Source organism: Micromonospora coerulea, from assembly GCF_016598485.1.
Lineage (GTDB): Bacteria > Actinomycetota > Actinomycetes > Mycobacteriales > Micromonosporaceae > Micromonospora > Micromonospora coerulea.
Window position 1 is genome coordinate 164,376 of sequence record NZ_JAEMUW010000005.1, and the last position, 24,279, is coordinate 188,654.

Genomic DNA, 24,279 nt, shown 5'->3' on the forward strand with positions numbered 1-24,279 from the left:
GACAAGTTTGACTAGTGCTCGCAAAACGAGTGCGGCATCCCACACTGAGCGATCGTTAGGGTCGCCGGGCCGGCCGATACACTCCCGGCATCGACCTCCCGGGAGGAGCTACCAAGGTGCGCAAGGTACTCATCGCCAACCGCGGCGAGATCGCCGTCCGCGTCATCCGCGCCTGCCGCGACGCCGGTCTGGACAGCGTCGCCGTCTACGCGGACTCGGACCGGGACGCCCTGCACGTCACCCTCGCGGACGAGGCGTACGCGCTCGGCGGCGACACCGCGGCGGAGAGCTACCTGCGGATCGACAAGCTGATCGACATCGCCGGCAAGGCCGGCGCCGACGCCGTGCACCCCGGCTACGGCTTCCTCTCCGAGAACGCCGACTTCGCCCAGGCCGTCATGGACGCCGGGCTGACCTGGGTCGGCCCCACCCCCCAGGCCATCCGCGACCTCGGTGACAAGGTCACCGCCCGGCACATCGCCCAGCGCGCCGGCGCTCCCCTGGTCCCCGGCACGGCGGACCCGGTGGGCAGCCCCGACGAGGTGATGGCCTTCGCCGTCGACCACGGTCTGCCGGTCGCCATCAAGGCCGCCTTCGGCGGCGGCGGTCGTGGCCTGAAGGTCGCCCGCACCATGGAGGAGATCCCGCAGCTGTTCGAGTCGGCCACCCGCGAGGCGGTCGCCGCGTTCGGCCGCGGCGAGTGCTTCGTCGAGCGGTACCTGGACCAGCCCCGGCACGTCGAGGCGCAGGTCCTGGCCGACCAGCACGGCAACGTGATCGTGGTCGGTACCCGGGACTGCTCGCTGCAGCGCCGGCACCAGAAGCTGGTGGAGGAGGCGCCCGCGCCGTTCCTCACCGACGCCCAGCGCAAGCAGATCCACGACAGCGCCAAGGCGATCTGCCGCGAGGCCGGCTACCACGGCGCCGGCACGGTCGAGTACCTGGTCGGCGTGGACGGCACCATCTCCTTCCTGGAGGTCAACACCCGGCTCCAGGTCGAGCACCCGGTCACCGAGGAGACCGCCGGCATCGACCTGGTCCGCGAGCAGTTCCGGATCGCCGACGGCGAGAAGCTGCGGTTCACCGAAGACCCCACCCCGCGCGGCCACTCGATCGAGTTCCGGATCAACGGCGAGGACCCGGGCCGCAACTTCCTGCCCGCCCCGGGCACCGTCACCGCGCTGCGGCTGCCCACCGGCCCGGGGGTCCGGGTGGACACCGGCATCTCGGCCGGGGACGTGATCGGCGGCAACTTCGACTCGCTGCTGGCCAAGGTGATCATCACCGGCGAGACGCGCGCCGAGGCGATCGAGCGGGCCCGCCGGGCGCTGGATGAGATGGTCGTCGACGGCATGGCCACCGCGCTGCCGTTCCACCGGCTCGTGGTCCGGGACCCGGCGTTCACCGCCGAGCCGTTCACCGTGCACACCCGGTGGATCGAGACCGAGTTCGACAACACCGTGCCGGCGTTCACCGCCGCCGCCGGGGCCGCCGAGGCGCCGGCCGAGCGCGAAACCGTCGTGGTCGAGGTGGGTGGCAAGCGGCTGGAGGTGGTCCTGCCCGCCGGCCTCGGCAGCGGTACGGCCACCGGCGCGCCCGCCGCGAAGAAGCCGGCCCGCCGGGGCGGCGGGGCCAAGGCCGGCGCCGCGGTCAGCGGTGACGCGCTCACCTCCCCCATGCAGGGCACCATCGTCAAGATCGCGGTCGCGGACGGGGACACCGTCGCCGAGGGCGACCTGGTCGTCGTCCTGGAGGCGATGAAGATGGAGCAGCCGCTGCACGCCCACAAGGCGGGCATCGTCACCGGCCTCTCCGCCGAGGTCGGCGCGGTCATCACCGCCGGCGCCGCCATCTGCACCATCGCCTGACCCGTCGCCCGACGGCTCGCCGGTGCTGGGAACTGACACCACCGTGAGCGATATGCCTGTGAGTCATATTTATGCCTCTCAGGTATATCGCTCATCAGGTATATGCCCCGCCCGACGCGACACGCGTCACCGGGCGGCCGTACCCTCGCCCCGCCGGGACGGCCGGACGGCGGCCGGCCGGGTGGTTTGGGACACCAGCGGGGGCGGTCCGGGGCCCGAGCAGGAATGATGGCCGGGTGCGGTTTCTTCATGGCGCGGTTCCCGCGCACGACCTGACCTACAACGACGTCTTCATGGCGCCGGCCCGCTCCGAGGTGGGCTCGCGACTCGACGTCGACCTGGCCACCGGCGACGGCACCGGCACCACCATCCCGCTGGTGGTGTCGAACATGACCGCGGTCTCCGGCCGCCGGATGGCGGAGACCGTCGCCCGGCGCGGCGCCATCGCGGTGATCCCGCAGGACATCCCGATCGAGGTGGTGGCGAACGTCGTCGCCTGGGTCAAGCAGCGGCACCTGGTGCACGACACGGCGATCACGCTCGGCCCCACCGACACCGTGGGCGACGCGATCCACCTGCTGCCGAAGCGCTCGCACGGTGCGGTGATGGTGATCGACGAGGCCGGCCGCCCGCTCGGCGTGGTCACCGAGGCGGACACCGTGGGCGTGGACCGGTTCGCCCAGCTCCGGCACGTGATGTCGACCGAGCTGCACACCGTGCCGGCGGACGCCGACCCGCGTACCGGTTTCGACCGGCTTTCGGCCGGCCGGCGGCGGCTCGCCCCGGTGGTGGACGCCGAGGGTCGGCTGGTCGGGGTGCTCACCCGGCAGGGCGCGCTGCGCGCCACCCTCTACAAGCCGGCCCTCGACGACCGGGGCCGGCTGCGGATCGCCGCCGCGGTGGGCATCAACGGCGACGTGACCGGCAAGGCCGCCGCCCTGCTGGAGGCGGGGGTGGACACGCTGGTCGTGGACACCGCGCACGGGCACCAGGAGCGGATGATCTCGGCGCTGCGGGCGGTCCGCAAGCTCGACCCCGCGGTGCCGGTCGCGGCCGGCAACGTGGTCACCGCCGACGGCGTACGCGACCTGGTCGAGGCGGGCGCCGACATCGTCAAGGTGGGCGTCGGCCCGGGCGCGATGTGCACCACCCGGATGATGACCGGGGTGGGCCGGCCGCAGTTCTCGGCGGTCCTCGACTGCGCGGCGGCGGCCCGCGCGCTCGGCCGGCACGTCTGGGCCGACGGCGGCGTACGCCACCCGCGCGACGTGGCGCTGGCCCTGGCCGCCGGGGCGTCCAACGTGATGATCGGTTCCTGGTTCGCCGGCACCTACGAGTCTCCCGGCGACCTCTACACCGACGCGGACGGCCGGCGCTACAAGGAGAGCTTCGGCATGGCGTCGGCTCGGGCGGTCAGCGCGCGGACGGCCGAGGACAGCGCGTTCGACCGGGCCCGGAAGGCGATCTTCGAGGAGGGCATCTCCTCGGCCCGGATGTACCTGGATCCGGCCCGCCCCGGCGTCGAGGACCTGATCGACGAGATCATCTCCGGGGTGCGCAGCGCCTTCACCTACGCCGGCGCCCGCAACCTCGACGAGTTCCACGAGCAGGCCCTCGTGGGCGTCCAGAGCACCGCCGGTTACACCGAGGGAATGCCGCTGCCCACCAGCTGGTGACCCGCACCCACCACCGCTGTTGATCAAGAGGTTCGCGCGGATCTGACGACGCCAGCCTCTTGATCACCGGCGGGGCCGGGAGCGGAGTGGAGTCGATCACCGGGTCAGGTCACTCGAAGAGGCGGCGGATCACGTTCCGGGCGGCCTGCTCCGGGTCCCGGCCCGCGTCCGGCGGCAGCGCGCCGGCCAGCCAGAGCGTGGCGAAGCCGTGCACGATCGACCAGGCCGCGAGGGCGTCCCGGGCGGGCTCAGCCGCCGCGCGGGCGGGCAGGGCGGCGACCCCGCCGCGCAGCGCCGCCCCGGCCCGGGCGCGCGCGGCGGCCACCTCGGGATCGTCGGCCCGGTAGAGCCCCGGCGAGAACATCACCTCGAAGTGGGCGCGGTGGTCGACGGCGAAGCGGACGTACGCCACGCCGCTCTCGAGCAGGTCGTCGCCGGGCCGGCTCAGCGCCTCGGCGAGCAGGTCGTAGCCCTCGGCGGCGAGGGCGGTGAGCAGGCCGGCCTTGTCGCCGAAGTGGTGCGCGGGCGCGGCGTGTGAGACGCCGGCCCGACGGGCCAGGTCCCGCAGGCTGAGCGCGGCCGGCCCGGACTCGCCGATCGCCTCGACCGCGGCGGCGAGCAGGGCCCGCCGCAGATCGCCATGGTGGTATCCGCGCATGGTCGTCACCCCGCGAGCATATCTTGGCAGCGACAAGATTGCGTTCTCCGAATATAGTTTGGCCCCTGACGGTTTGGTGGCTAATCTGACGCCTGTGAAGATGGAACCGCTCGTCCGCTTCCCCGACATGCTCCAGCACGCGCCGCTCGGTCGACTGCTCGCAATCGCCGGCCATGTCGTCGAGCAGCACTGGGGCCGCTATCTGGCGGAGCACCACGGCCTCACCTCGGCGGGCATGCGGGTGCTGTTCATTCTCAGCCGCGTCGGCGACAGCACCCACCGGGAGGTCGCCGAGCGGTGCTTCGTCCGCCCCGCCACCCTCACCGGCATCGTCGACACCCTCGAACGCGACGGCTTCGTCGAGCGTCGCCGGGAGGGCACCGACCGCCGCACCGTGCAGCTGACCCTGACTGACCAGGGTCGCCGGCACGCCCAGCAGCTCGCCGAACTGATCCACAGCGACCGACCGCTCACCTCCGTGGACGCCGACCCGGCGAAGAAGGCGGTGATCCGGGAGTTCCTCACCGAACTGGTGACGACCATGTCCGACGGGGAGGTCGGGCGGTTGAACCCAGAACAGGAATCCGCACCCGAGACGAACCCGGGGAGCCGTGCATGCTGATCCGCCTGCTCCGCCACCAGCTGCGCCCGTACCGCCGACTCCTCGCGGCCGTGGTGGCGCTGCAGTTCGTCGGCACGATGGCCTCGCTCTACCTGCCGAGCCTCAACGCCGACATCATCGACCGGGGCGTCGCCCTCGGCGACACCGACCAGATCATGCGTACGGGCGGCTGGATGCTGGTGGTCAGCCTGCTCCAGATCGCCTGCTCGATCGCCGCGGTGTACCTCGGGGCGCGGACCGCCATGGGGTTCGGGCGGGACGTACGCGGGGCCATCTTCGAGCACGTCAACCGCTTCTCCGCCCGCGAGGTCGCCCGGTTCGGCGCGCCGTCGCTGATCACCCGGAACACCAATGACGTGCAGCAGGTGCAGATGCTCGTGCTGATGAGCTGCACCATGCTGGTCGCCGCGCCGATCATGTGCGTCGGCGGCGTGGTGATGGCGCTGCGCGAGGACCTCGGGCTCTCCTGGCTGATGGTGGTCAGCGTGCCGGTGCTGGCGATCGCGCTGGGCCTGATCATCCGGCGGATGGTGCCGGGATTCCGGGAGATGCAGACCCGGATCGACGCGGTGAACCGGGTGCTGCGCGAGCAGATCACCGGCATCCGGGTGGTCCGGGCGTTCGTCCGCGAGCCGTACGAGACGCAGCGGTTCGGCGTCGCCAACGACGACCTGACCGCGACCGCGCTGCGCGTCGGCCGGCTGATGGCCCTGATCTTCCCGCTGGTGATGCTGGTGCTCAACGTGTCCAGCGTCGCGGTGCTCTGGTTCGGCGCGCAGCGGGTCGACGCCGGCCAGATCCAGATCGGCGCGTTGACCGCCTTCCTGCAGTACCTGATGCAGATCCTGATGGCCGTCATGATGGCCACCTTCATGCTGATGATGGTGCCGCGCGCGGCGGTGTGCGCCGAACGGATCGTCGAGGTGCTGGACACCGAGTCGTCGGTGGTGCCGCCGGCCGAGCCGATGATCGCGGTGACCAGGCGCGCCGAGCTGGAGCTGCGCCGCGTCGCCTTCCGGTACCCGGGGGCGAGCGCGCCGGTGCTGCACGACATCTCGTTCCGGGCCGGCCCCGGCCGGACCACGGCCGTCATCGGCTCCACCGGCGCCGGCAAGACCACCCTGCTCACGCTGATCCCCCGGCTGGTCGACCCGACCGCCGGCGCGGTGCTGGTCGACGGGGTCGACGTGCGGCTGCTGGAACCGGACGAGGTGTGGCGCCGGATCGGGCTGGTGCCGCAGCGGCCGTACCTGTTCAGCGGAACGGTGGCCAGCAACCTGCGGTACGGCAACCCGGACGCCACCGACGCCGAGCTGTGGGCGGCGCTGGAGATCGCCCAGGCGCGGGACTTCGTGGCCGAGATGCCGGGCGGGCTGGACGCGCCGATCGCCCAGGGCGGCACGAACGTCTCCGGCGGCCAGCGGCAACGGCTGGCGATCGCCCGGGCGCTGGTCCGCCAGCCGGAGATCTACCTCTTCGACGACTCGTTCTCGGCGCTCGACCTCGGCACCGACGCCCGGCTGCGGGCCGCGCTCAAGCCGGTCACCGCGGACGCGACGGTGGTGATCGTGGCCCAGCGGGTCTCCACGATCGTCGACGCCGACCAGATCATCGTGCTCGAGGACGGGGGCGTCGTCGGCATCGGACGACACCAGGAGCTGCTGGAGAACTGCCCGACGTACGCCGAGATCGTGGCGTCCCAGCAGACCGCGGAGGTGGCGGCGTGAGCGAGCCGACCAGACAGCCGGGCCCCCGGGACGGCCGGATCGCCGTACCGGGCCAGAAGCAGGGCCCGGAGGGGGCGACGCCGAAGCGGCTACCGCCCACCGGCCGGCGCCCCGGCGGACCGCCGTGGATGGGCGCCGGGATGCCCACCGAGAAGTCGATGAACTTCGGCCCGTCGGCCCGGCGGCTGCTCGGCCGGCTGCGGCCGCACCGGCTCCAGCTGGCTGCCGTCATCGCGCTGGCTCTGGTGAGCGTCGGGCTCAGCGTCGCCGGGCCGAAGCTCCTCGGCCACGCCACCGACATCATCTTCAGCGGGGTGATCGGCCGGCAGCTGCCCGCCGGGACCAGCACGGAGCAGGCCGCGGCGGCGGCCCGGGCGGCCGGCAACGACAACTTCGCCGACATGCTCGCGCGGATGGACGTGGTGCCCGGCGCCGGAATCGACTTCACCGCCCTCGGCCGGGTGCTCGCCCTGGCCCTCGCGCTCTACCTGGCGGCCAGCCTGCTGCTCTGGTGGCAGGGCTGGCTGCTCAACGGCGTGGTGCAGCGGACCGTGCTGCGGCTGCGTGCCGAGGTACAGGAGAAGCTCAACCGGCTGCCGCTGCCCTACTTCGACCACCAGCCACGCGGTGAACTGCTCAGCCGGGTCACCAACGACATCGACAACATCTCGCAGACCCTCTCGCAGACCCTCAGCCAGCTGCTCACCTCGCTGCTGACCCTGATCGGCGTGCTGGCGATGATGTTCTGGATCTCGCCGTTGCTGGCGCTGGTCGCCCTGGTCGCGGTGCCGCTGTCGGTGCTCGTCACCCGGCAGATCGCCAAGCGGTCGCAGCGCAAGTTCATCGCCCAGTGGACGCACACCGGCGAGCTGAACGGCCACATCGAGGAGGCGTACACCGGCCACGAGCTGGTCAAGGTCTTCGGCCGGCAGCGCGAGGTGCAGGCCGCCTTCGCGGCGAAGAACGACGAGCTGTTCCACGCCAGCTTCGGCGCCCAGTTCATCTCCGGGATCATCATGCCGGCGATGATGTTCGTCGGGAACCTCAGCTATGTGGCGATCGCCGTGGTCGGCGGGCTGCGGGTGGCGTCCGGGAGGATGAGTCTCGGCGACGTGCAGGCGTTCATCCAGTACTCGCGGCAGTTCACCCAGCCGCTCACCCAGGTCGCCTCGATGGCGAACCTGCTCCAGTCCGGGGTGGCCTCCGCCGAGCGGGTCTTCGCGGTGCTCGACGCCGAGGAGCAGACCCCGGACCGGCCCGCACCGGCCCGGGTCACCGGCCGGGTCGAGTTCTCCCACGTCTCCTTCCGGTACGACCCGGACAAGCCGCTGATCGACGACCTGTCGCTGGTGGCCGAGCCCGGCCACACCGTGGCGATCGTCGGGCCGACCGGCGCCGGCAAGACCACCCTGGTCAACCTGATCATGCGCTTCTACGAGCTGGACGCCGGCCGGATCACCCTCGACGGCGTGGACATCACCGCACTGCGCCGGGACGAGCTGCGCAGCCGGATCGGCATGGTCCTCCAGGACACCTGGCTCTTCGGCGGCACCATCCGGGACAACATCGCCTACGGCCGGCCGGACGCCACCGAGGAGGAGATCCTGGCCGCCGCCCGGGCCACCTTCGTGGACCGGTTCGTTCGCAGCCTCCCCGACGGGTACGACACGGTGATCGACGAGGAGGGGAGCAACGTCAGCGCCGGCGAGAAGCAGCTCATCACCATCGCCCGGGCGTTCCTGGCCGAGCCGTCGCTGCTCATCCTCGACGAGGCGACCAGCTCGGTGGACACCCGCACCGAGGTGCTGCTCCAGCGGGCGATGGCCGCGCTGCGCTCGGACCGGACCAGCTTCGTCATCGCGCACCGGCTGTCCACCATCCGCGACGCCGACCTGATCCTGATGATGGAGAACGGGCGGATCGTCGAGCAGGGCACCCACGACCAGCTCGTCGCCGCCGACGGGCCCTACGCCCGCCTGTACCGGTCCCAGTTCGCCGAGGCGGTGGTCGCCGACGAGACCGACCAACTCGCCCAACCGGCGACGGCCGGGAACTGACGGTGGACGAGGGATCCGGCCCCACACCGGCTGCCGTCCACGACGGACGGGAGTCGGCGGGCCATCGGGCCGGCCACCCGTCGTCGCGCCCCCGGGGGCGCGACGACGGAGGCGCCGCATCAGTGCTCCGGCAGCAGGTCGCCGGAACGGGCGGCGACCACCCGCTCGATCAGCCCCAGGGCGTCGGCGACGGGCATCGGGGCCAGCCCGCGACCGTCGCGGAGCCGCAGCGAGACCGCGCCGTCGGCCACCTCGCGCGGACCCACCACGCCGACGTACGGGATGCGGCGGCGGGCGGCGTCGCGGATCCGGGCGCCCAGCGAGCCGGCCACGTCGACCTCGGCCCGCAGCCCGGCCGCCTCGGCCCGGCGGACCACGTCGACGGCTGGCCCGGCCTGCCCCTCGTCGACCGGGAGCAGGAGCAGCTGGACCGGGGCGTACCAGGCCGGGAAGGCGCCCGCGTGCACCTCGATCAGGTACGCGAAGAGCCGCTCCATGCTGCCGACCAGGCTCCGGTGCACCAGCACCGGCCGCCGCCGCGACCCGTCCGCGTCGGTGTACGACAGGTCGAACTTCTCCGGCTTGTCGAAGTCGAGCTGGATGGTGGAGATGGTGGACTCCCGGCCGGCCGCGTCGACGATCTGGATGTCGATCTTCGGCCCGTAGAAGGCCGCCTCCCCGGGCTCCTCGGTGAAGTCCACCCCGTCGAGCGCGGCGCGGAGCAGTTCCTCGGCCCGGGCCCACTGGGCGTCGTCACCGACGTACTTCTCGCCGGGCCCGCGCAGCGACAGCCGGAACGCGGCCGGTCGTACGCCCAGCGCGGCGTGCGCCTCGCGGATCAGCCGCAGGATCTCGCGGACCTCGTCCCCGACCTGCTCCAGCGCGCAGAAGTTGTGCGCGTCGTTCAGCGAGATGGCGCGCACCCGGGACAGCCCGCCCAGCACCCCGGAGCGCTCCGCCCGGTACATCCCGCCCAGCTCGGCGATCCGCAGCGGCAGCTCCCGGTAGGAGCGGCCGCGGGCGCGGAACACCAGCGCGTGGTGCGGGCAGAGCGCCGGCCGGAGCACGAACTCGTCGTCGGCGCTCAGCCGCATCGCCGGGAACATGTCGTCGGCGAAGTAGCCCAGGTGCCCGGAGAGTTCGAACAGCTCCCGTTTGCCCAGCGGCGGCGAGTAGACGTGCCGGTAGCCGGCCAGGCGCTCCAGGTCGCGGACGTACTCCTCCACCGCGTGCCGGGCCGCGGCGCCGGCCGGCAGCCAGATGGGCAGACCGGCGCCCGCGAGCGGGTCGGAGACGAACAGCTCCAGCTCCCGGCCGAGCCTGCGGTGGTCGATCATGTCGCTCTCCTTGATCGGGTACGACCCGGAGGCGAGCTGGCCCGGAACGCGACGAGGCCCCGGGGCGGTTCGCCCCGGGGCCTGGTCGACGGTTACGTCAGCGTGGCACGCCGGGGATTCCCGGCGTCGTGGTCACCACTGCGCTGCGCATGCGGCGACGGTACGCGCGCGTCGTCGCCGCGCGCACCCGGATTTCGGGGCGCGGTCGACGGAGAGGGGGCGGGTCGCCGGCACGGGACCTGCCGGCGACCCGCGGCGGCCCGGTCGTCAGGAACGGGGGACCCGACGCCCATGGGGCCGCGCGCCGACCACGGTACGCCGACGACCGCCGATCCGCCGCCCGAAGCGGCGCCGGAAGCCACGCCGACGTCCCGTCACATCCGGCGTCGCCGGGTCGTTCACATTCAGTGGGCCTGCCGTGTCAGCGGTCACCACCGGCCAGGTCCCCGCCCGGTGACGCCGGACACGCCGTCAGGCTCGGTGCAGGCAATCGGGGGAGACCGGCGAGGTGGCAGTCGTGGCCCAACTCATCACTGACGTCGCGTCGCCGACGTGGGCGTACCTCGCACTGCTGGGGTTGCTCGTCGCCGACGCCTTCGTACCGGTCATCCCGACCCAGGTCGTCATGATCACCAGCGGCGCGCTGACCGTGTACGGCGGGCTGAGCCTGCCGCTCACCATCGCCGTCGGCGCGCTCGGCGTCTTCGCCGGGGACCTGGCCTGCTACCTGCTCGGCCGGCGCGCCCCGGACCGGCGGCAGCCCCGGCACGTGATGCCCGGCCGGGCGCGCCGGATGGCCGGCAAGGTCACCCGGGGCCTGCGCGAACCGGGACCGCTGGTGATCCTGCTCTGCCGCTTCGTGCCGGGTGGCCGGATGGCCGCCTGCTTCTCCGCCGGGCGCAGCCGCTACCCGTACCGGTTGTTCGTGGTCTACGAGGCCGCCGCGGCGGCCGGCTGGGCGACGTACGGAACGCTGGTCGGGCACCTCGGCGGGACCGCGCTGACCCAGTCGGCCTGGCGGATGGCGCTGATCGCCGGCGCCGCCGCGGTCGGCTTCGCGGCCGCAGGCTGGGCGATCACCGCGATCGGCGCCCGTAACGCGCGCGCCGAGGTCCCGGTCGACTGACCGCCGCTCGCACCGGGTGCTGCGGCTGTTGTCGCCGCGGCGGCAACAGCCGCACCCGATGGGGCGCCCTCTAGGGGTCCTCCCGGGGATCGATGTCGGTGGCGGTCCCGGATCCGCTTCGGGTGCCCTCGGCGACAGGCTGAGGCATGCCTGGAACCCGGACCCGTGGCCTGCTCGCCCTCGGCGGGATCGCCGTGGCGGCGATGCTCGCCGTACTCGGTCATGTCCAAGTGAACGACGACCTGGACCCGTGGTCGCTGACCGTCAGCGACTTCGCCGTCTCCGACCGGGGCGGCGTGATCGACGTGGCGATGGCGGTGCTCGCCGCGGCCACCGCCGTCCTGATCCCGGTTCTCCGTCGGCTCGGGGCGGGTCGGCCGGCGGGCGTCCTGCTGGGCGCGTGGACCGCCGGGCTGGTGGTCGCCGCGCTGGTGCCGACCAACGAGCCGGGCGCGCCCATGGATGCCGGCGCCTACCTGCACCGGTACGCCTCGGTGGTCGCCTTCCTCGCCCTGCCGCTCGCCGGGTGGCTGCTCGCCCGGCACCGGGGCCGCGCCGCCTCCTGGCTGCGCGCCCTCGCGCTGACCAGCCTGGCCTTCGCCGCGGCCATGATCTGGTCCGCCTACCCCGGCGACCGGGTGCTGCTCGGCCTGGCCGAACGGCTGCTGATCCTCACCGAGGTCGGCCTGCTCGCCGTGGTGGCGGCGAGCCTGGTCCGCCGGCCCGACGGGAACGGCACCGAGGTTGACCTCACCCAGGGGCCGACCAGCCGCACGATCGGCCCGGGGGAGGAGGAGGGGGAAGGAGCGGGGTTACTCCAGTTCGTGGAGCATGAGCTGGCGGGCGGCCTCGGTGATGGAGCCGGAGAGGCTCGGGTAGATGGTGATGGTCTGGGCCAGCTCGTTCACCGTGAGGTTGTTCTCCACCGCCATGGTGATCGGCAGGATCAGCTCGCTGGCCTTCGGCGCCACGACCACGCCGCCGATCACCTGGCCGCTCGCCGGCCGGCAGAACAGCTTCACGAAGCCGTCGGCCAGGTCGGCCATCTTCGCCCGGGCGTTGCCGGACAGCGGCAGCATCACCTGGCGGGCGGGGACCTTGCCGGAGTCCACCTCGTCCTGCGAGACGCCGACGGTGGCCAGCTCCGGGTCGGTGAAGACGTTCGCGGCGACGGTACGCAGCCGCAGTGGCCGGACCGCCTCGCCGAGCGCGTGCCACATCGCGATCCGGCCCTGCATGGCGGCGACGCTGGCCAGCGGCAGCACCCCGGTGCAGTCGCCGGCGGCGTAGACGCCGGGGACGTTGGTGCGGGACACCCGGTCGACCGTGACGTAGCCGCCCCGGGCCAGCTGCACGCCGTACTCGGCGAGCCCCAGGCCGGCGGTGTTCGGGACCGAGCCGACGGCGATCAGCGCGTGCGAGCCGTGCACCTTGCGACCATCGGAGAGCTCGACCTCCACGCCGTCGTCGGTCCGGCGGACCGCGTCGGCGCGGGAGTTGTTGAGGATGCTCATGCCCCGGTTGCGGAACACCCGCTCGATGGCCATCGCCGCGTCCGCGTCCTCGTGCGGCATCACCCGGTCCCGGCTGGAGACCAGGGTGACCTGGACGCCCATCGCCAGGTACGCGCTGGCGAACTCGGCACCGGTGACGCCGGAGCCGACCACGATCAGGTGCTCGGGCAGCTCCGGCAGGTCGTACACCTGGCGCCAGGTCAGGATGCGCTCGCCGTCCGGCACCGCGGTGGGGAGCTGGCGCGGGGTCGCGCCGGTGGCGATCAGCACGGTGGAGGCGGCGATGGAGTACTCGTCGGCGCCGTCGGCCGGCGTCACGATCACCCGGTGGGTGTGACCGAGCGTGTCCTCGCCCAGCCGGGCGGTGCCGGCGACGAACTCCACCCCGGCCTTGATCAGCTTGGTGTGGATGTCGGCCGACTGGGCCAGCGCGAGCCGCTTCACCCGGCCGTGCACCGCCCGGGCGTCGACGGTGACCGCCTCCAGCCCGTCGGAGTGCACCCCGAACTCCTCGGTGTCCCGGTAGCCGGTCACCACCTCCGAGCTGGCGATGAAGGTCTTCGACGGGACGCAGTCGGAGAGCACGCAGGCGCCGCCGGCCCCCTCCGCCTCGACCACGGTGACATCGGCGTCGAGCTGGGCGGCGACCAGCGCCGCCTCGTATCCGGCCGGCCCGCCGCCGATGATCACGATCTGGCTCACAGCGCTCGCCCCTCGTCAGTTCTCACAGTGACTTTCTTCTCCCCCACGCGCTCGACACGCACCGTCGTATTCTCCCCCACCCGCCGGGCGGGCTATCGTCATCGCCGTGCGTCATTACGCCGCTTACGGCTCAAACCTGGATCCCGCCCGGATGCGCGCCTACTGCCCGCATTCGCCGATGGTGGGCATCGGCTGGCTGGAGGGGTGGCGGCTCACCTTCGCGGGCGAGGACGTCATCGGCTGGGAGGGCTCGGTCAGCACCGTGGTCGAGTCCCCGGGTGACCGGGTCTTCGTGGCGCTGTACGACATCCACCCCTACGACGCCGCCCAGCTCGACGAGATCGAGGGCGTGACCGCCGGGACGTACCGCAAGCTCACCGTCCGCGTCTCGACCCTGGACGGGGATGTGACCGCGTGGGTCTACGTCTTCGACGGCTACGAGGGCGGCCTGCCGACCTCGTGGTACCTGTCGGAGATCGCGAACGCGGCGGAGAAGGCGGGCGCGCCGGACGACTACGTCACCGAGCTGCGGTCCCGCCCCACCGGCACCGCGTCGGCGTAGCGCGTATCGCACGCCTCCAGTCTGCTCCGGCCGCCGCCCCGACCGCCCGCCGACCCCTGACCGGGTCGTCAACGCCACACGTCGGCGGCGGGGTCAGCCAGCGGCCTTGATCACCAGCTCGTACATGTCGACGGCCCGCACCTCGCGCAGCCCCACCGACCGGTAGAGGGAGAGCGGGGCGGTCAGGTTGGTCAGGTCGACCCCGAGGCCGGCGCTGGCCCGGCCCTTGGCCGCGTACCCGGCGAAGGCGTGGGCCAGCAGCGCCGCCCCCACCCCCCGGCGCCGCCACTCGGGCAGCACGGCCAGGTTCTTCACCCAGCCCTCGTTCTGGTCGAGCCCCTGTCCGGAGGACTGGAGCACGCCGGCCGGCTCCCCGTCCACCTCGGCCACCCACCACTCGTCCCACGCCGTGTCGGCGCCGAACCGGGCCCGCCAGGCGGCATAGTCCTGCGGCTCGTAGTCGAGGGTGTCCCGGAACGCGATGTCGTAGACCCGGTGGAAGGTGCGCAGGTCCGCCTCGTCGTCGGCACGGACCGGACGGACCGTCACGCCGGTCGGCGGAGCCGGCGGGGCGGCCGGCAGCCCGGCCAGCGGACGACTCATCCGGACGTACCGCTTGACCAGGGCGAATCCGGCGTCGAGGAGGATCTTCCGCCACTGCTCCTCGGGCTCGTACGCGGCGCACCGGACGGTGAGCGACGGCAGGCCCCGCTCGGCGGCCCGCTCACCGACCCGGGCGAGCTGCCGGTCCAGCAGCGGGGCGCGGAGCGCGGACCCGCGGTCGGGGTCGACGTACACCTCGACGAACTCGCGTCCCTTTCCGGTCGGGTTGTCGACGGTCGCCCAGGCGACGACCGCGGCATCCGGGTCCAGCCCGAGCCAGGAGTCCACCGCCGGGTCGAAGTTCGGTGCGGTCAGGCACTCCGCCACGTCCTCGGCGGAGAAGTCGGGGTAGCCGATGGCGAAGGTGTCGGCGGCGTGCACCACCGCGAGGATCACCGGTACATCGTCGAGGGTGGATCGGCGGGTGGTCCAGGCGGCGGGGAGCGTCACGCCGCCGATCCTGGCAGGCGGCCCGCCTGCCGCGCCGCCCATTTTTTGCCCGGCCGCCGGGGAAGCCGGCCCGGCCTGGCCGGCGGCGAAGCCGGCACCCGGCCGCCGGGACCAGCCGCGGCGAAGCCGGCACCCGGTCCGTTGGCACCAGCCGGCGGGGCAGTCGGCGCACCGGTCAGCCCGCCGGGGCCGGCCGGCGCAGGTGCAGCCGGGCGGCGGTGAGCAGGTCGAGCAACTCCGCCCCCTCCCCTGGTGCGAGCACCCGGAACGCGGCCGAGGCCAGCCGGTCGGTCACCGCCTCCGCCCAGAGCCGCCGCCGGACCAGCGGCCCCACCGGCGGGTACGGCGGCGGCCAGCCGCACGCGGCGGCGCCCGCCTCGCCCTCCGGCCCAGCCAGTACCGCCTCCAGCGGGCTCATCCCGGCGGCCCGGACGGCGAGCAGGTACGCCCCGGCGAAGTGCTCCCGCAGCAGGAGCAGCGCGACGGCCGTCCGGGCGCCCGGCGACCGGTCCGGCACCGGCATGGCCCGCCAGGCGGCGAAGAGCGGCATCCCGCTCGCCTCGGCCGCGTCGACCGTCCGTTCCAGCAGGCCGACGAGCCGGGCCACCCCCGGCGCGGCGCCGAGGTGCTGGACGCCCCAGCGACAGCACTCGGCGAGGTTCGCGGCGGCCACCTCCAGGGGCGGCACCGTCCGGGCGGCGGCGTCCCACCCGTCGGCGACCGCGTCGGGGGCGATGAAGCCGAGGGCGGCGGCGACCGTCTCGGCGCGGACGTCGCCGAGCGCGCCCGCGCGGCCGGTGATGTAGAACGCCCAGCCGGAGATGCCGAGCAGCCGGGCCCGGCGCAGCGTCCCCGGGCAGCGGCTGAACGCCTCCCCGAGCTCCAGCACCAGCGGCTTGCTGGCGGCGGCGACCTGTTCCGGGGTCATCCGCCGGACACCGCAGCGGGGGGTGCGGACACGGTCCGTCCACCGTGGTCATCCATCCCGATCAGTCTGCCCGCTGGCCGTCCGCGGCGGCATCCCCCTCTTCGGCGTCCAGCGCCTCCACCGCGGCCTCGACCTCGCCGACGCGCCGACGGGCGGTGGTCACCGTCCGTTCGGCGGCCCGCCGGGCGAGCTTGGCGCGGCTCAGCTCCTGCTCGGCGACGGCCCGCCGGCGCTCCAGCTCGGCCAGTTCGGTCTCGATCCGGTCCAGCTCCGCCGCGCCGTTTTGAGCGGACCGGGTGGCGCCGGCCAGCTCCGCCTCGGCGCGTTCCTGGTCGGTTCGGGCCTGGGTCAGCTCCCGCTCCAGCGCCCGGCGGCGCCGGGCCCGCTCGGCCCGGGCGGCCCGGTCCGCGGCCCGCTCGTCGCGGGACCGCCGGGCCTCGGCCCGCTCGGCCGCCCGATCCGGTACGGGAGGTTCCTCCGCCCCGCCGGTGACCAGCCGCAGCTGCGGGCGGGGCACCTCGCCGAAGCCGGCGTAGCTGGTGGCCCGCAGCAGCCGGCCCGTGCGGACCTGCTCGGCCACCTCGCCGTCGGAGAGCGCGGCGTTGAGGGTCGCCTCCACCTCGGCCAGCGGCAGCTTCCCGGCCGGCGGGGCCTCCCCGCTCTCGGCGGCCAGCCGGCGCACCTCGGCCACCAGGGCGCCGACCACGGCCCGGCGCTGGGCGGTGAGTTCGCGGAGTTTGGCGCCGCGCAGGTCACGCTGCGCGGCCCGGAGCGCCTCGGCGAGCTGCCCGAGGTCGGCGACCAGCTCGGGGCGGCGGATGGCGAGCAGGTTGACCAGCCAGGCCGCCACGGTGGGGCGGCGCAGCCGGGCGACTTCGCGAGCGGTGGCCGGGTCGCCGGCCCGCTTCGCCTCGGCGACGGCGGCGTCCCGGGCCGCGACGAACCGGTCCGGCGGCGTCGCGTAGAGCCGCTGGACCAGCTCGCGGGGCAGGCCGGCCACCGGTCAGAGACGGAACCGGGTGCCCGGTTCGAGCCGCTGGTACTCGGTCTTCGACAGCGCGGTGTACTGCCGGTCGAGCACGCCGAAGCCGTTGGCGTTGAGCAGGCCGTCGTGCAGGGCGTACGCCCGGCGCGGGGCGACCGCCCGGATGAAGTCGACCACCTCGGAGAACTTCGACCAGGGCGCGTGGATCGGCGCGAAGAGGGTGTCCACCTGGACGTCCTCCGGCACGACCAGCGCGTCGCCCGGGTGGTAGACGACATCGTTGATCAGGTAGCCGAGGTTGTCCACCACCGGGATGTCCTGGTGGATGACGGCGTGCTGGCCACCGTACGCGCGGACCGCCACCCCGGCGGCGGTGAACGACTGCCCGGGCTCGACGGCGCTCAACGCCCCGGCGGCGTCGCCGAGGAGGCCGGTGAGCGAGGCGGGGCCGTGGACGGGGATCGGCCGGCGGTCCAGGGCCCGGGTCAGCGCCTCGACGTTCACATGGTCCGGATGCTCGTGGGTGATCAGCACCGCATCGGCCCCGTCCAACGCCGCGGGCTCGCTGAACACTCCCGGGTCGACGACGAGCACTCCCCCGTCGTGCTCGAGCCGGAGGCAGGAGTGGGCGTACTTGGTGACCTGCATCGTGACTCCTCGATTATCGAATCGTGACGTCCTGAGCGCAGTCTGCCGGAACCGGCGCGGTACCGCGCCGCGTCCGACGTATCGCCCCGGAGCGGGGCCGTGAGGATCGGAGCGGGGATGAGCGTACGAGGAAAGCGTCGCCGGGGTGTGCTGCTGGCGGTGACGGGCCTGGTCGCGGTGCTGGTCGCGGGGGGTTGCAGCGCGGGCGATTCGGACAACCGCCAGGGTTCGGCGGCCGAGGCGCCGGCCGGTGGCGGGGCGGACCAGCGCGACCAGGCGGCGCCCGGCGAGGCCGGCGCCGGCGCACCCGACCTCCGCATCGACCAGCGGTCGATCATCTACACCGGAACCATGCAGGTGCAGGTGGACGACGTGGAGCGGGCCGCCCGGGACGCGATCGCCGCGGTGGACGCGGCCGGCGGATTCGTCGGCGGCGACCAGCGGCGCAGCGAGTCGGCGGACGCGCGGGCCGAGCTGGGGCTGCGGGTGCCGGCGGCGAAGTTCACCGCCGTGGTCGACGAGCTGGCCAAGCTGGGGCGGCAGCAGCGGCGTGAGGTGCACACCCAGGACGTCACCGAGGAGACGGTCGACCTGGACGCTCGGATCACCAGTCAGCGGGCACGGGTGGAGAGCGCCCGCAGGCTGCTGAACCGGGCCACGTCGACGAGCGAGCTGGTCAACCTGGAGAACGAGCTGGGCCGGCGGGAGGCCGACCTCGCGTCGTTGGAGGCGAAGAAGCGTCGGCTGGCCGATCTGACCGCCCTCTCCACGATCACGGTGACGTTCGTCGGCAAGGACGCCTCCACCGAGGCGGAGCCGACCGAGATCGGTTTCCTGGTCGGCCTGCGCGGCGGCTGGGACGTCTTCGTCGCCTCGGTGACCGTGCTGCTCACCGTGCTCGGCGCGCTGCTGCCGTGGCTGGTGGCGGTGGGCGTACCGGTGGTGCTGCTGGTCCGGGTGCTGCGCCGCCGCCGGCGGACGCCACCGGCCGGGCCGATGCCGATGCCGCCGCCCGCGTCGCCCGGTGGTCCTACCGCACCGCCGCAAGTGCCCGCAACGCGGTCTGCACCATGAGCCGTACGCCGGCCGGGATGGCGCGCTCGTCCACGTCGAAGGAGGCCCGGTGCAGGTCCACATTGGGACCGGCCCGGCCGACGCCGAGGCGGGCGAGCGCCCCCGGCACGTGCTCCAGGTACCAGGAGAAGTCCTCGCCACCCATGCTCTGCGGAGTCTCCGCGATCCCCTCGGGGCCGAGCGCGGCGGCGGTCGCGGCGGTGAGCACCCCGATGGCGCGGGCGTCGTTGCTGACCGGCGGGCGGCCGCGCAGGTACTCGAGGTCGACCGTGGCGCCGGTCGGAGCGATGACGTCCCGGACCACCTGGGCGACGATCTTCGGGGCCTGCTCCCAGGTGTCGCGGTCCATCACCCGTAGGGTGCCGGCGGCGCAGGCCTCGGACGGGATGACGTTGTAGCGGGTGCCGGCCGAGGCGTGGCCGAAGACCAGCAGCAGCCCGCTGTTGGCCGGTACCCGGCGGCTGACCAGGGTGGGCACCTCGGTGACCAGGCGGCCGAGGGCGTCGACCAGGTCGACCGTCAGGTGCGGGCGGGCGGTGTGCCCACCCGGCCCGGTGAGCCGGACGGTGACGTTGTCGGCCGCGGCGGTGATCGGGCCGACCCGGAGGCCGACCTTGCCCACCGGCAGGTTCGGGTCGCAGTGCACGGCGAAGATCTGCACCACGTCGTCGAGGCCGCCGGCATCGATGACCTCCAGCGAGCCGCAGGGCAGGATCTCCTCGGCCGGCTGGAAGATGAGCCGGACCCGGCCGTCGAGCTGGCCGAGGTCGGCGAGCTGGGCCAGCAGCATGCCGACGCCGAGCATCACGGTGCTGTGCACGTCGTGGCCGCAGGCGTGGCAGACGCCGTCCACGGTGGACCGGTACGGCACGTCCTTCGGGTCGGTCAGCGGCAGCGCGTCGATGTCGGCGCGGAGCGCGATCACCGGCCCGTCGGGACGCCCGTCGATGTCGCAGATGACGCCGTTGCCCTTGGGCAGCAGGCGCGGGTGCAGCCCGGCCAGGGAGAGCTCCCGGGCGATCAGGGCCGCCGTCTCGAACTCCTCGCCGGAGAGCTCCGGGTGGGAGTGGATGTGACGACGGGTGGCGATGAGGCCGGGTACCCGGAGGGCGAGCAGATGGTCGAGCTCGAAGGGCAGGGGCTGGGACCCGGATGGCGCCTCCGGCCAGGACGACGCCAGGTGACCGCCGGTGGGCAGCGTCAACGCACTCGTCACGTCGAATTCTCGATCACTAGAGATGGATGGATCATCGGGGAGAACAGCAGACAGCCTAGACCTCCGACGGTGACGCTGGGCAACATCTTTCCCGTAGCGGTCGGACCGCACAGCGTCACGAATGCCCTGGTGGGAGGGCTCGAATATCTGCGGGACAGCAGGTAGATCGCGGTCGGACGCCGTCATCTGCCCCCCACCTCCTACAACGCGTAACCGATTCACCGGTCACGAAAACCCGGGCCGTCGTTCCGAATTGTCGCATTAGTCGCGACAATTAACTGCCGCTCCGACGATGAACCGCAACGCTGTGCGGCCGGGCGACTCCCGACGGTGACATGGCCGACCGGCACCCGACCGCACAGGCTGTCCGTCCCGTTCACCCGACCGGCTTACCCGCATTCCCGATCCGCACACTCGCGCGGGCGGCGGGCCGCACTGCCCCCGGGCCGGCGGACGGGCCGGGCGACGTCGCCCGGGAGGTCCGCGTCGCACCCTCCGCTCCGCGTTCCTGCGGGGAGCAAATCGACTGTAGCGCCGCGCAGCCACCTCCGGCGAGGCCCGTTTGCGCAGCTCGGACGCGGGAACGGCGGCCCACGCCGGCACCGGGGCGCCGGCGGGACCGCCGCGTCGATGAGGATCAGAAGCGGTCGCTCGGCCGGTACGTCCCCCACACCGCGCGCAGCGTGCCGCAGACCTCGCCGACCGTGGCCCGGGCCCGCAGCGCCTCCTTCATCGGGTAGAGCACGTTCACGGCGCCCTCGGCGGCGGCACGCAGCTCGGCCAGGGCCCGCTCGACCGCGTCGTTGTCCCGCTCCGCCCGCAGCTTCGCCAGCCGCTCCGCCTGGGCCGCCTCGATCGTCGGGTCGACCCGCAGCGGCTCGTACGGCTCCTCCTCGTCGATGGCGAACCGGTTGAGCCCGACCACGACCCGCTCGCCCGAGTCGATCTCCTGGGCGATCCGGTACGCGGACTGCTCGATCTCCCGCTTCTGGAAACCCGCCTCGATCGCGTCCACCGCCGAGCCGTGGTCGGCCACCCGCTCCATCAGCTCGGTCGCCGCCGCCTCGATCTCGGCGGTCATCGCCTCCACCACGTACGACCCGGCGAACGGGTCCACGGTGGCGGTCAGGTCCGTCTCGTACGCCAGCACCTGCTGGGTGCGCAGCGCCAGCCGGGCCGCCTTCTCGGTGGGCAGCGCGATCGCCTCGTCGAAGCTGTTGGTGTGCAGCGACTGGGTGCCGCCGAGCACCGCGCCGAGCCCCTGGATGGCCACCCGGACCAGGTTGACCTCCGGCTGCTGGGCGGTGAGCTGGACGCCCGCGGTCTGGGTGTGGAAGCGCAGCATCATCGACTTCGGGTCCTTGGCGCCGAACTCGTCACGCATCAGCCGGGCCCAGATCCGCCGGGCGGCGCGGAACTTGGCGACCTCCTCGAGCAGCGTGGTCCGGGCGACGAAGAAGAACGACAGCCGGGGCGCGAAGTCGTCCACGGCCAGCCCGGCGGCGAGCGCGGCGCGGACGTACTCCACGCCGTTGGCCAGGGTGAACGCGATCTCCTGCGCGGGCGTCGCGCCGGCCTCCGCCATGTGGTAGCCGGAGATGGAGATGGTGTTCCACTTCGGCACCTCCTTGCGGCAGTACGCGAAGGTGTCGGCGACCAGGCGCAGCGAGGGCTTCGGCGGGAAGATGTACGTCCCCCGGGCGATGTACTCCTTGAGGATGTCGTTCTGGATGGTGCCATTGAGCGCGCCTCCGGCGACCCCGTTCTCCTCGGCGACGAGCTGGTAGAGCAGCAGCAGCACCGAACCCGGCGCGTTGATGGTCATCGAGGTGGAGACCTGGTCCAGCGGGATGCCGTCGAAGAGCAGCCGCATGTCCTCGATGGAGTCGATGGCGACACCCACCTTGCCCACCTCGCCGTGCGCGATCGGGTCGTCGGAGTCGTACCCCATCTGGGTCGGCAGGTCGAAGGCGACGGACAGGCCCATCGTCCCGGCCCGCAACAACTGGTGGTAGCGCGCGTTGGACTCGGTGGCGGTGCCGAAGCCGGCGTACTGGCGCATGGTCCAGGGGCGGGAGGTGTACATGGTCGGGTAGACCCCACGGGCGTACGGGAACTCGCCCGGGGCGCCGAGCCGGGAGTCCAGGTCCTCCGGAAGGTCGGCCGCCGTGTAGACGGCCTTGATCGGGAAACCGGACTCGCTTGACCGCCGTTCGCTCATCACCGGATGGTAGGACGCGACGGGACGTCGATGGGTGAGGGATACCGCACACCGCGTCGACAACCATCGACGGGAGGTGAACGGCCGGCCACATAGCGTCGAGTAGGTAAACGTCCGCCGCGTCGGGTTTCGCATCGGCCGTCGGAACCCGCAAGATAGGGGGGTTGTGTCCCAGCCCCCCTCGATATCCCCCGGTGGCTTTTCTGTGACTCAGATCCCGACGTGGAGCGGTGGACCGGTCAGTCCCCCGAACGGACGCGCGGCACCCGGCACCACCATCGGTGGCCGCTACTCGCTGCGGTCCCCGGTGGGCAACGGCGGCATGGGCACGGTCTGGCGCGCCACAGACACGCTGCTGCGCCGTGACGTGGCGGTCAAGGAGGTCGTCCTCCCGCCCGGGCTCGCCCCGAGCGACCGCGACGCGATGTACGAGCGGACGCTGCGCGAGGCCCGCGCCGCCGCCGCGATCCAGCACCCGGCCGTGGTCCAGGTGTACGACGTGGTCACCGAGGGTGGCCGGCCGTGGATCGTGATGGAGCTGCTGGACGCCCGCAGCCTCGCCGACATGGTGATCGAGGACGGACCGGTGGCGCCGCGCGCGGTCGCCAAGATCGGCATCGCCCTGCTCGGCGCCCTGGAGGTCGCGCACGCGATCGGCGTGCTGCACCGCGACGTCAAGCCGGCCAACGTGTTGATCTGCTCCGACGGTCGCTGCGTGCTGACCGACTTCGGGGTGGCCCGGATGCCCACCGACGTGCAGCTCACCACGCCCGGCATGGTGCTCGGGTCGCCGCACTTCATCTCGCCGGAACGGGCGATGGGGCAGGAGTTCGGCCCACCGAGCGACCTCTTCTCGCTGGGCGTGACGCTCTATACCGCGGTCGAGGGGCGGCCGCCGTTCGACAAGGGTGACCCGATCGAGACCATGCACGCCGTGGTCGAGGACCCGCCGGCCACCCCGCAGCGCAGCGGCCCGCTGACCCGGGTGCTGATGGGGCTGCTGGAGAAGGATCCGGCCCGCCGGCTGGACGTGCACACCGCCCGGGCGATGCTGCGTGAGCTGCTCGCCGGCCCGCTGACCAGCACCGCGACCGCGGTCAACTCGGTCACCGACCCGTACGCCGTGGTGCCGGTGCAGCGGCCGACCGCTCCCCCGCCGGCCGCGCCGGAGCCGAAGCCGAGCGGCCAGATCGGCGGCCGGGCGATGATCGGTCCGGGCGAGTCGCTGACCGACCGGCTCGCCGCCCTGCGCCGGGGCGAGCGCCCCGAGCCGGCGGCCGCCGCGAGCGGAGCCGCGCTCGACGAGACCAGCGCGGACGCCCTCGCCGGCCCGCTGCACACGCCGACTGGCGCGATGCCCCCGCCGGGTCGTGCCGGCACGCAGTACGGCACCTCGGACGCCACCCAGCGGATCTCCCCCGACGCCACCCAGCGCCTCGCGCATCAGGGCGCGCCGGAGGCGACCCAACGGATCGGCGGCGGCCACCCGGACGCCACCCAGGCGGTGTACGGCCGCGCCCCCGAGGCCACCCAGCCGGTGTACGGCGGCGGCCAGTGGTCGGTGCCGGGCACCGGGCAGCCGTGGACCTCGCCGGGCACCGGGTCCGGCGGTTCGGGCCCGGGTGGCGCGCTGGGCGCGGTGAAGGGCACCGGCGGCAAGCTGGTCGGCGCCGTCAAGGGCTGGCCGCGCAAGATGCAGCTCGCCGCGGCCGGCGGGCTGGCCGTGCTGCTGCTGGTCGGCGCGGTCGCGCTGTTCGGCGGGGACGACGAGCCGAACCGGCAGATCGTCACGTCGCTGCCGACCGCGACGGCCCCGGCCGGGCCGGGCGTGGACATGCAGGAGCACTCGGCCAAGGGCATCACCGTCCAGGTGCCGAAGGGCTGGCAGCGCCAGACCGGCGGCCTGTACGTCGACTTCGTCGACCCGGCCGACAGCGGGCGGAAGGTGCGCATCATCGCGGAGAAGTGGAGTGGCACCTCGGTCAGCTGGGCGGAGTTCGCCTCCCGGAACCTCAAGGCGAAGAGCGACACGAGCAAGAACTGCCCCCAGCCGTACCAGCAGGTGTCGATCACCGAGCAGAAGCTTGCGGGTGAGCCGGCGGCCGAGTTGGAGTACACCTGCGGCGAGGGCGACGCCATGCGGCACGGGGTGTGGCGGGGCGTGGTGAAGAACGGGAAGGTCTACTCGTTCTACCTCTCCTCGACCGACGCCAAGTTCGCCGACAGCCGGCCGATCTTCGACGCGATGGCGGGCTCCTTCCAGCTCGGCGGAGCCAACTGAGTCAGGGCAACCGTCAGTGGTGAT

Annotated in this window: 18 protein-coding genes and 1 pseudogene; 10 read left to right on the top strand and 9 right to left on the bottom strand. The window is 73.3% G+C overall.

Going from position 1 to position 24,279, the window contains the following annotated elements:
- Positions 1 to 116: 116 nt before the first annotated feature.
- Positions 117 to 1,868 carry an acetyl/propionyl/methylcrotonyl-CoA carboxylase subunit alpha gene (locus I8N68_RS09240; RefSeq protein WP_200209459.1) on the top strand — a complete coding sequence of 584 codons (1,752 nt, stop codon included), beginning with the start codon at positions 117 to 119 and terminating at the stop codon, positions 1,866 to 1,868.
- Between the two features lie 236 nt (positions 1,869 to 2,104).
- The gene (locus tag I8N68_RS09245) at positions 2,105 to 3,544 is read left to right on the top strand and encodes a GuaB1 family IMP dehydrogenase-related protein (RefSeq protein ID WP_200209460.1); all 1,440 of its coding nucleotides are present in this window, start codon (positions 2,105 to 2,107) and stop codon (positions 3,542 to 3,544) included.
- Positions 3,545 to 3,653: 109 nt separating this feature from the next.
- Here I8N68_RS09245 and I8N68_RS09250 read toward each other — a convergent pair whose 3' ends face one another.
- On the bottom strand, positions 3,654 to 4,211 hold the full coding sequence (locus I8N68_RS09250) for a TetR/AcrR family transcriptional regulator (RefSeq protein WP_200209461.1): 558 nt from the start codon (positions 4,209 to 4,211) through the stop codon (positions 3,654 to 3,656).
- On the opposite strand from I8N68_RS09250, the gene I8N68_RS09255 reads away from it, so the two are divergent.
- From I8N68_RS09255 to I8N68_RS09265, 3 genes are read left to right on the top strand one after another with little or no spacing between them, the layout of a single operon-like run.
- Positions 4,201 to 4,824: a MarR family winged helix-turn-helix transcriptional regulator gene (locus tag I8N68_RS09255; RefSeq protein WP_234039173.1), complete on the top strand. Its 624-nt coding sequence runs from the start codon at positions 4,201 to 4,203 to the stop codon at positions 4,822 to 4,824. The genes I8N68_RS09250 and I8N68_RS09255 overlap by 11 nt on opposite strands.
- A complete protein-coding gene (locus I8N68_RS09260; protein ID WP_200209462.1) occupies positions 4,818 to 6,551 on the top strand; it encodes an ABC transporter ATP-binding protein in 1,734 nt (577 codons plus the stop codon). Before I8N68_RS09255 ends, I8N68_RS09260 begins: the two co-directional genes overlap by 7 nt.
- The gene (locus tag I8N68_RS09265; protein ID WP_372433687.1) at positions 6,548 to 8,608 is read left to right on the top strand and encodes an ABC transporter ATP-binding protein; all 2,061 of its coding nucleotides are present in this window, start codon (positions 6,548 to 6,550) and stop codon (positions 8,606 to 8,608) included. The genes I8N68_RS09260 and I8N68_RS09265 overlap by 4 nt, the downstream gene beginning before the upstream one ends.
- A 119-nt stretch (positions 8,609 to 8,727) precedes the next feature.
- On the opposite strand, the gene thrS is transcribed toward I8N68_RS09265, so the two are convergent.
- On the bottom strand, positions 8,728 to 9,960 hold the full coding sequence (gene thrS / locus I8N68_RS09270) for a threonine--tRNA ligase (protein WP_307812731.1): 1,233 nt from the start codon (positions 9,958 to 9,960) through the stop codon (positions 8,728 to 8,730).
- 502 nt (positions 9,961 to 10,462) lie between these two features.
- Between thrS and I8N68_RS09275 the strand changes: the two genes are divergently transcribed.
- Together I8N68_RS09275 and I8N68_RS09280 are read left to right on the top strand one after the other, a co-directional pair.
- The gene (locus I8N68_RS09275) at positions 10,463 to 11,071 is read left to right on the top strand and encodes a DedA family protein (RefSeq protein WP_200209464.1); all 609 of its coding nucleotides are present in this window, start codon (positions 10,463 to 10,465) and stop codon (positions 11,069 to 11,071) included.
- 203 nt (positions 11,072 to 11,274) lie between these two features.
- Positions 11,275 to 11,718, top strand: a pseudogene (locus tag I8N68_RS09280) (DUF998 domain-containing protein); the annotation flags it as partial.
- A gap of 165 nt (positions 11,719 to 11,883) precedes the next feature.
- Here the strand turns inward: I8N68_RS09280 and I8N68_RS09285 are convergent.
- Positions 11,884 to 13,287, bottom strand: coding sequence for an NAD(P)H-quinone dehydrogenase (locus I8N68_RS09285; RefSeq protein ID WP_200209465.1), 1,404 nt, complete (start codon positions 13,285 to 13,287; stop codon positions 11,884 to 11,886).
- A 106-nt stretch (positions 13,288 to 13,393) separates the two neighbouring features.
- Between I8N68_RS09285 and I8N68_RS09290 the strand changes: the two genes are divergently transcribed.
- Positions 13,394 to 13,849, top strand: coding sequence for a gamma-glutamylcyclotransferase (locus I8N68_RS09290; protein WP_200209466.1), 456 nt, complete (start codon positions 13,394 to 13,396; stop codon positions 13,847 to 13,849).
- Positions 13,850 to 13,942: 93 nt separating this feature from the next.
- On the opposite strand, the gene I8N68_RS09295 is transcribed toward I8N68_RS09290, so the two are convergent.
- The 4 genes from I8N68_RS09295 to I8N68_RS09310 all read right to left on the bottom strand — a co-directional run bounded on the left by I8N68_RS09295 (position 13,943) and on the right by I8N68_RS09310 (position 17,463).
- The gene (locus I8N68_RS09295) at positions 13,943 to 14,902 is read right to left on the bottom strand and encodes a GNAT family N-acetyltransferase (RefSeq protein ID WP_200209467.1); all 960 of its coding nucleotides are present in this window, start codon (positions 14,900 to 14,902) and stop codon (positions 13,943 to 13,945) included.
- 175 nt (positions 14,903 to 15,077) lie between these two features.
- Positions 15,078 to 15,830 (bottom strand): SCO6745 family protein, encoded by a 753-nt coding sequence (locus I8N68_RS09300; protein WP_200209468.1) that lies wholly within the window; start codon positions 15,828 to 15,830, stop codon positions 15,078 to 15,080.
- Positions 15,831 to 15,891: 61 nt separating this feature from the next.
- Positions 15,892 to 16,830, bottom strand: a complete 939-nt coding sequence (locus I8N68_RS09305; protein WP_200209469.1) for a hypothetical protein — start codon at positions 16,828 to 16,830, stop codon at positions 15,892 to 15,894.
- 3 nt (positions 16,831 to 16,833) lie between these two features.
- Positions 16,834 to 17,463: an MBL fold metallo-hydrolase gene (locus I8N68_RS09310; RefSeq protein ID WP_200209470.1), complete on the bottom strand. Its 630-nt coding sequence runs from the start codon at positions 17,461 to 17,463 to the stop codon at positions 16,834 to 16,836.
- 117 nt (positions 17,464 to 17,580) lie between these two features.
- On the opposite strand from I8N68_RS09310, the gene I8N68_RS09315 reads away from it, so the two are divergent.
- The gene (locus I8N68_RS09315) at positions 17,581 to 18,537 is read left to right on the top strand and encodes a DUF4349 domain-containing protein (RefSeq protein ID WP_200209471.1); all 957 of its coding nucleotides are present in this window, start codon (positions 17,581 to 17,583) and stop codon (positions 18,535 to 18,537) included.
- Here the strand turns inward: I8N68_RS09315 and I8N68_RS09320 are convergent.
- Positions 18,494 to 19,753 carry an amidohydrolase gene (locus I8N68_RS09320; RefSeq protein WP_200209472.1) on the bottom strand — a complete coding sequence of 420 codons (1,260 nt, stop codon included), beginning with the start codon at positions 19,751 to 19,753 and terminating at the stop codon, positions 18,494 to 18,496. The genes I8N68_RS09315 and I8N68_RS09320 overlap by 44 nt on opposite strands.
- 637 nt (positions 19,754 to 20,390) lie before the next feature.
- A complete protein-coding gene (locus I8N68_RS09325) occupies positions 20,391 to 21,974 on the bottom strand; it encodes an acyl-CoA mutase large subunit family protein (RefSeq protein WP_200209473.1) in 1,584 nt (527 codons plus the stop codon).
- 205 nt (positions 21,975 to 22,179) lie between these two features.
- Here I8N68_RS09325 and I8N68_RS09330 point away from each other — a divergent pair, with 205 nt between their 5' ends.
- Positions 22,180 to 24,255, top strand: a complete 2,076-nt coding sequence (locus I8N68_RS09330) for a serine/threonine-protein kinase (protein WP_200209474.1) — start codon at positions 22,180 to 22,182, stop codon at positions 24,253 to 24,255.
- Positions 24,256 to 24,279: the final 24 nt, after the last annotated feature.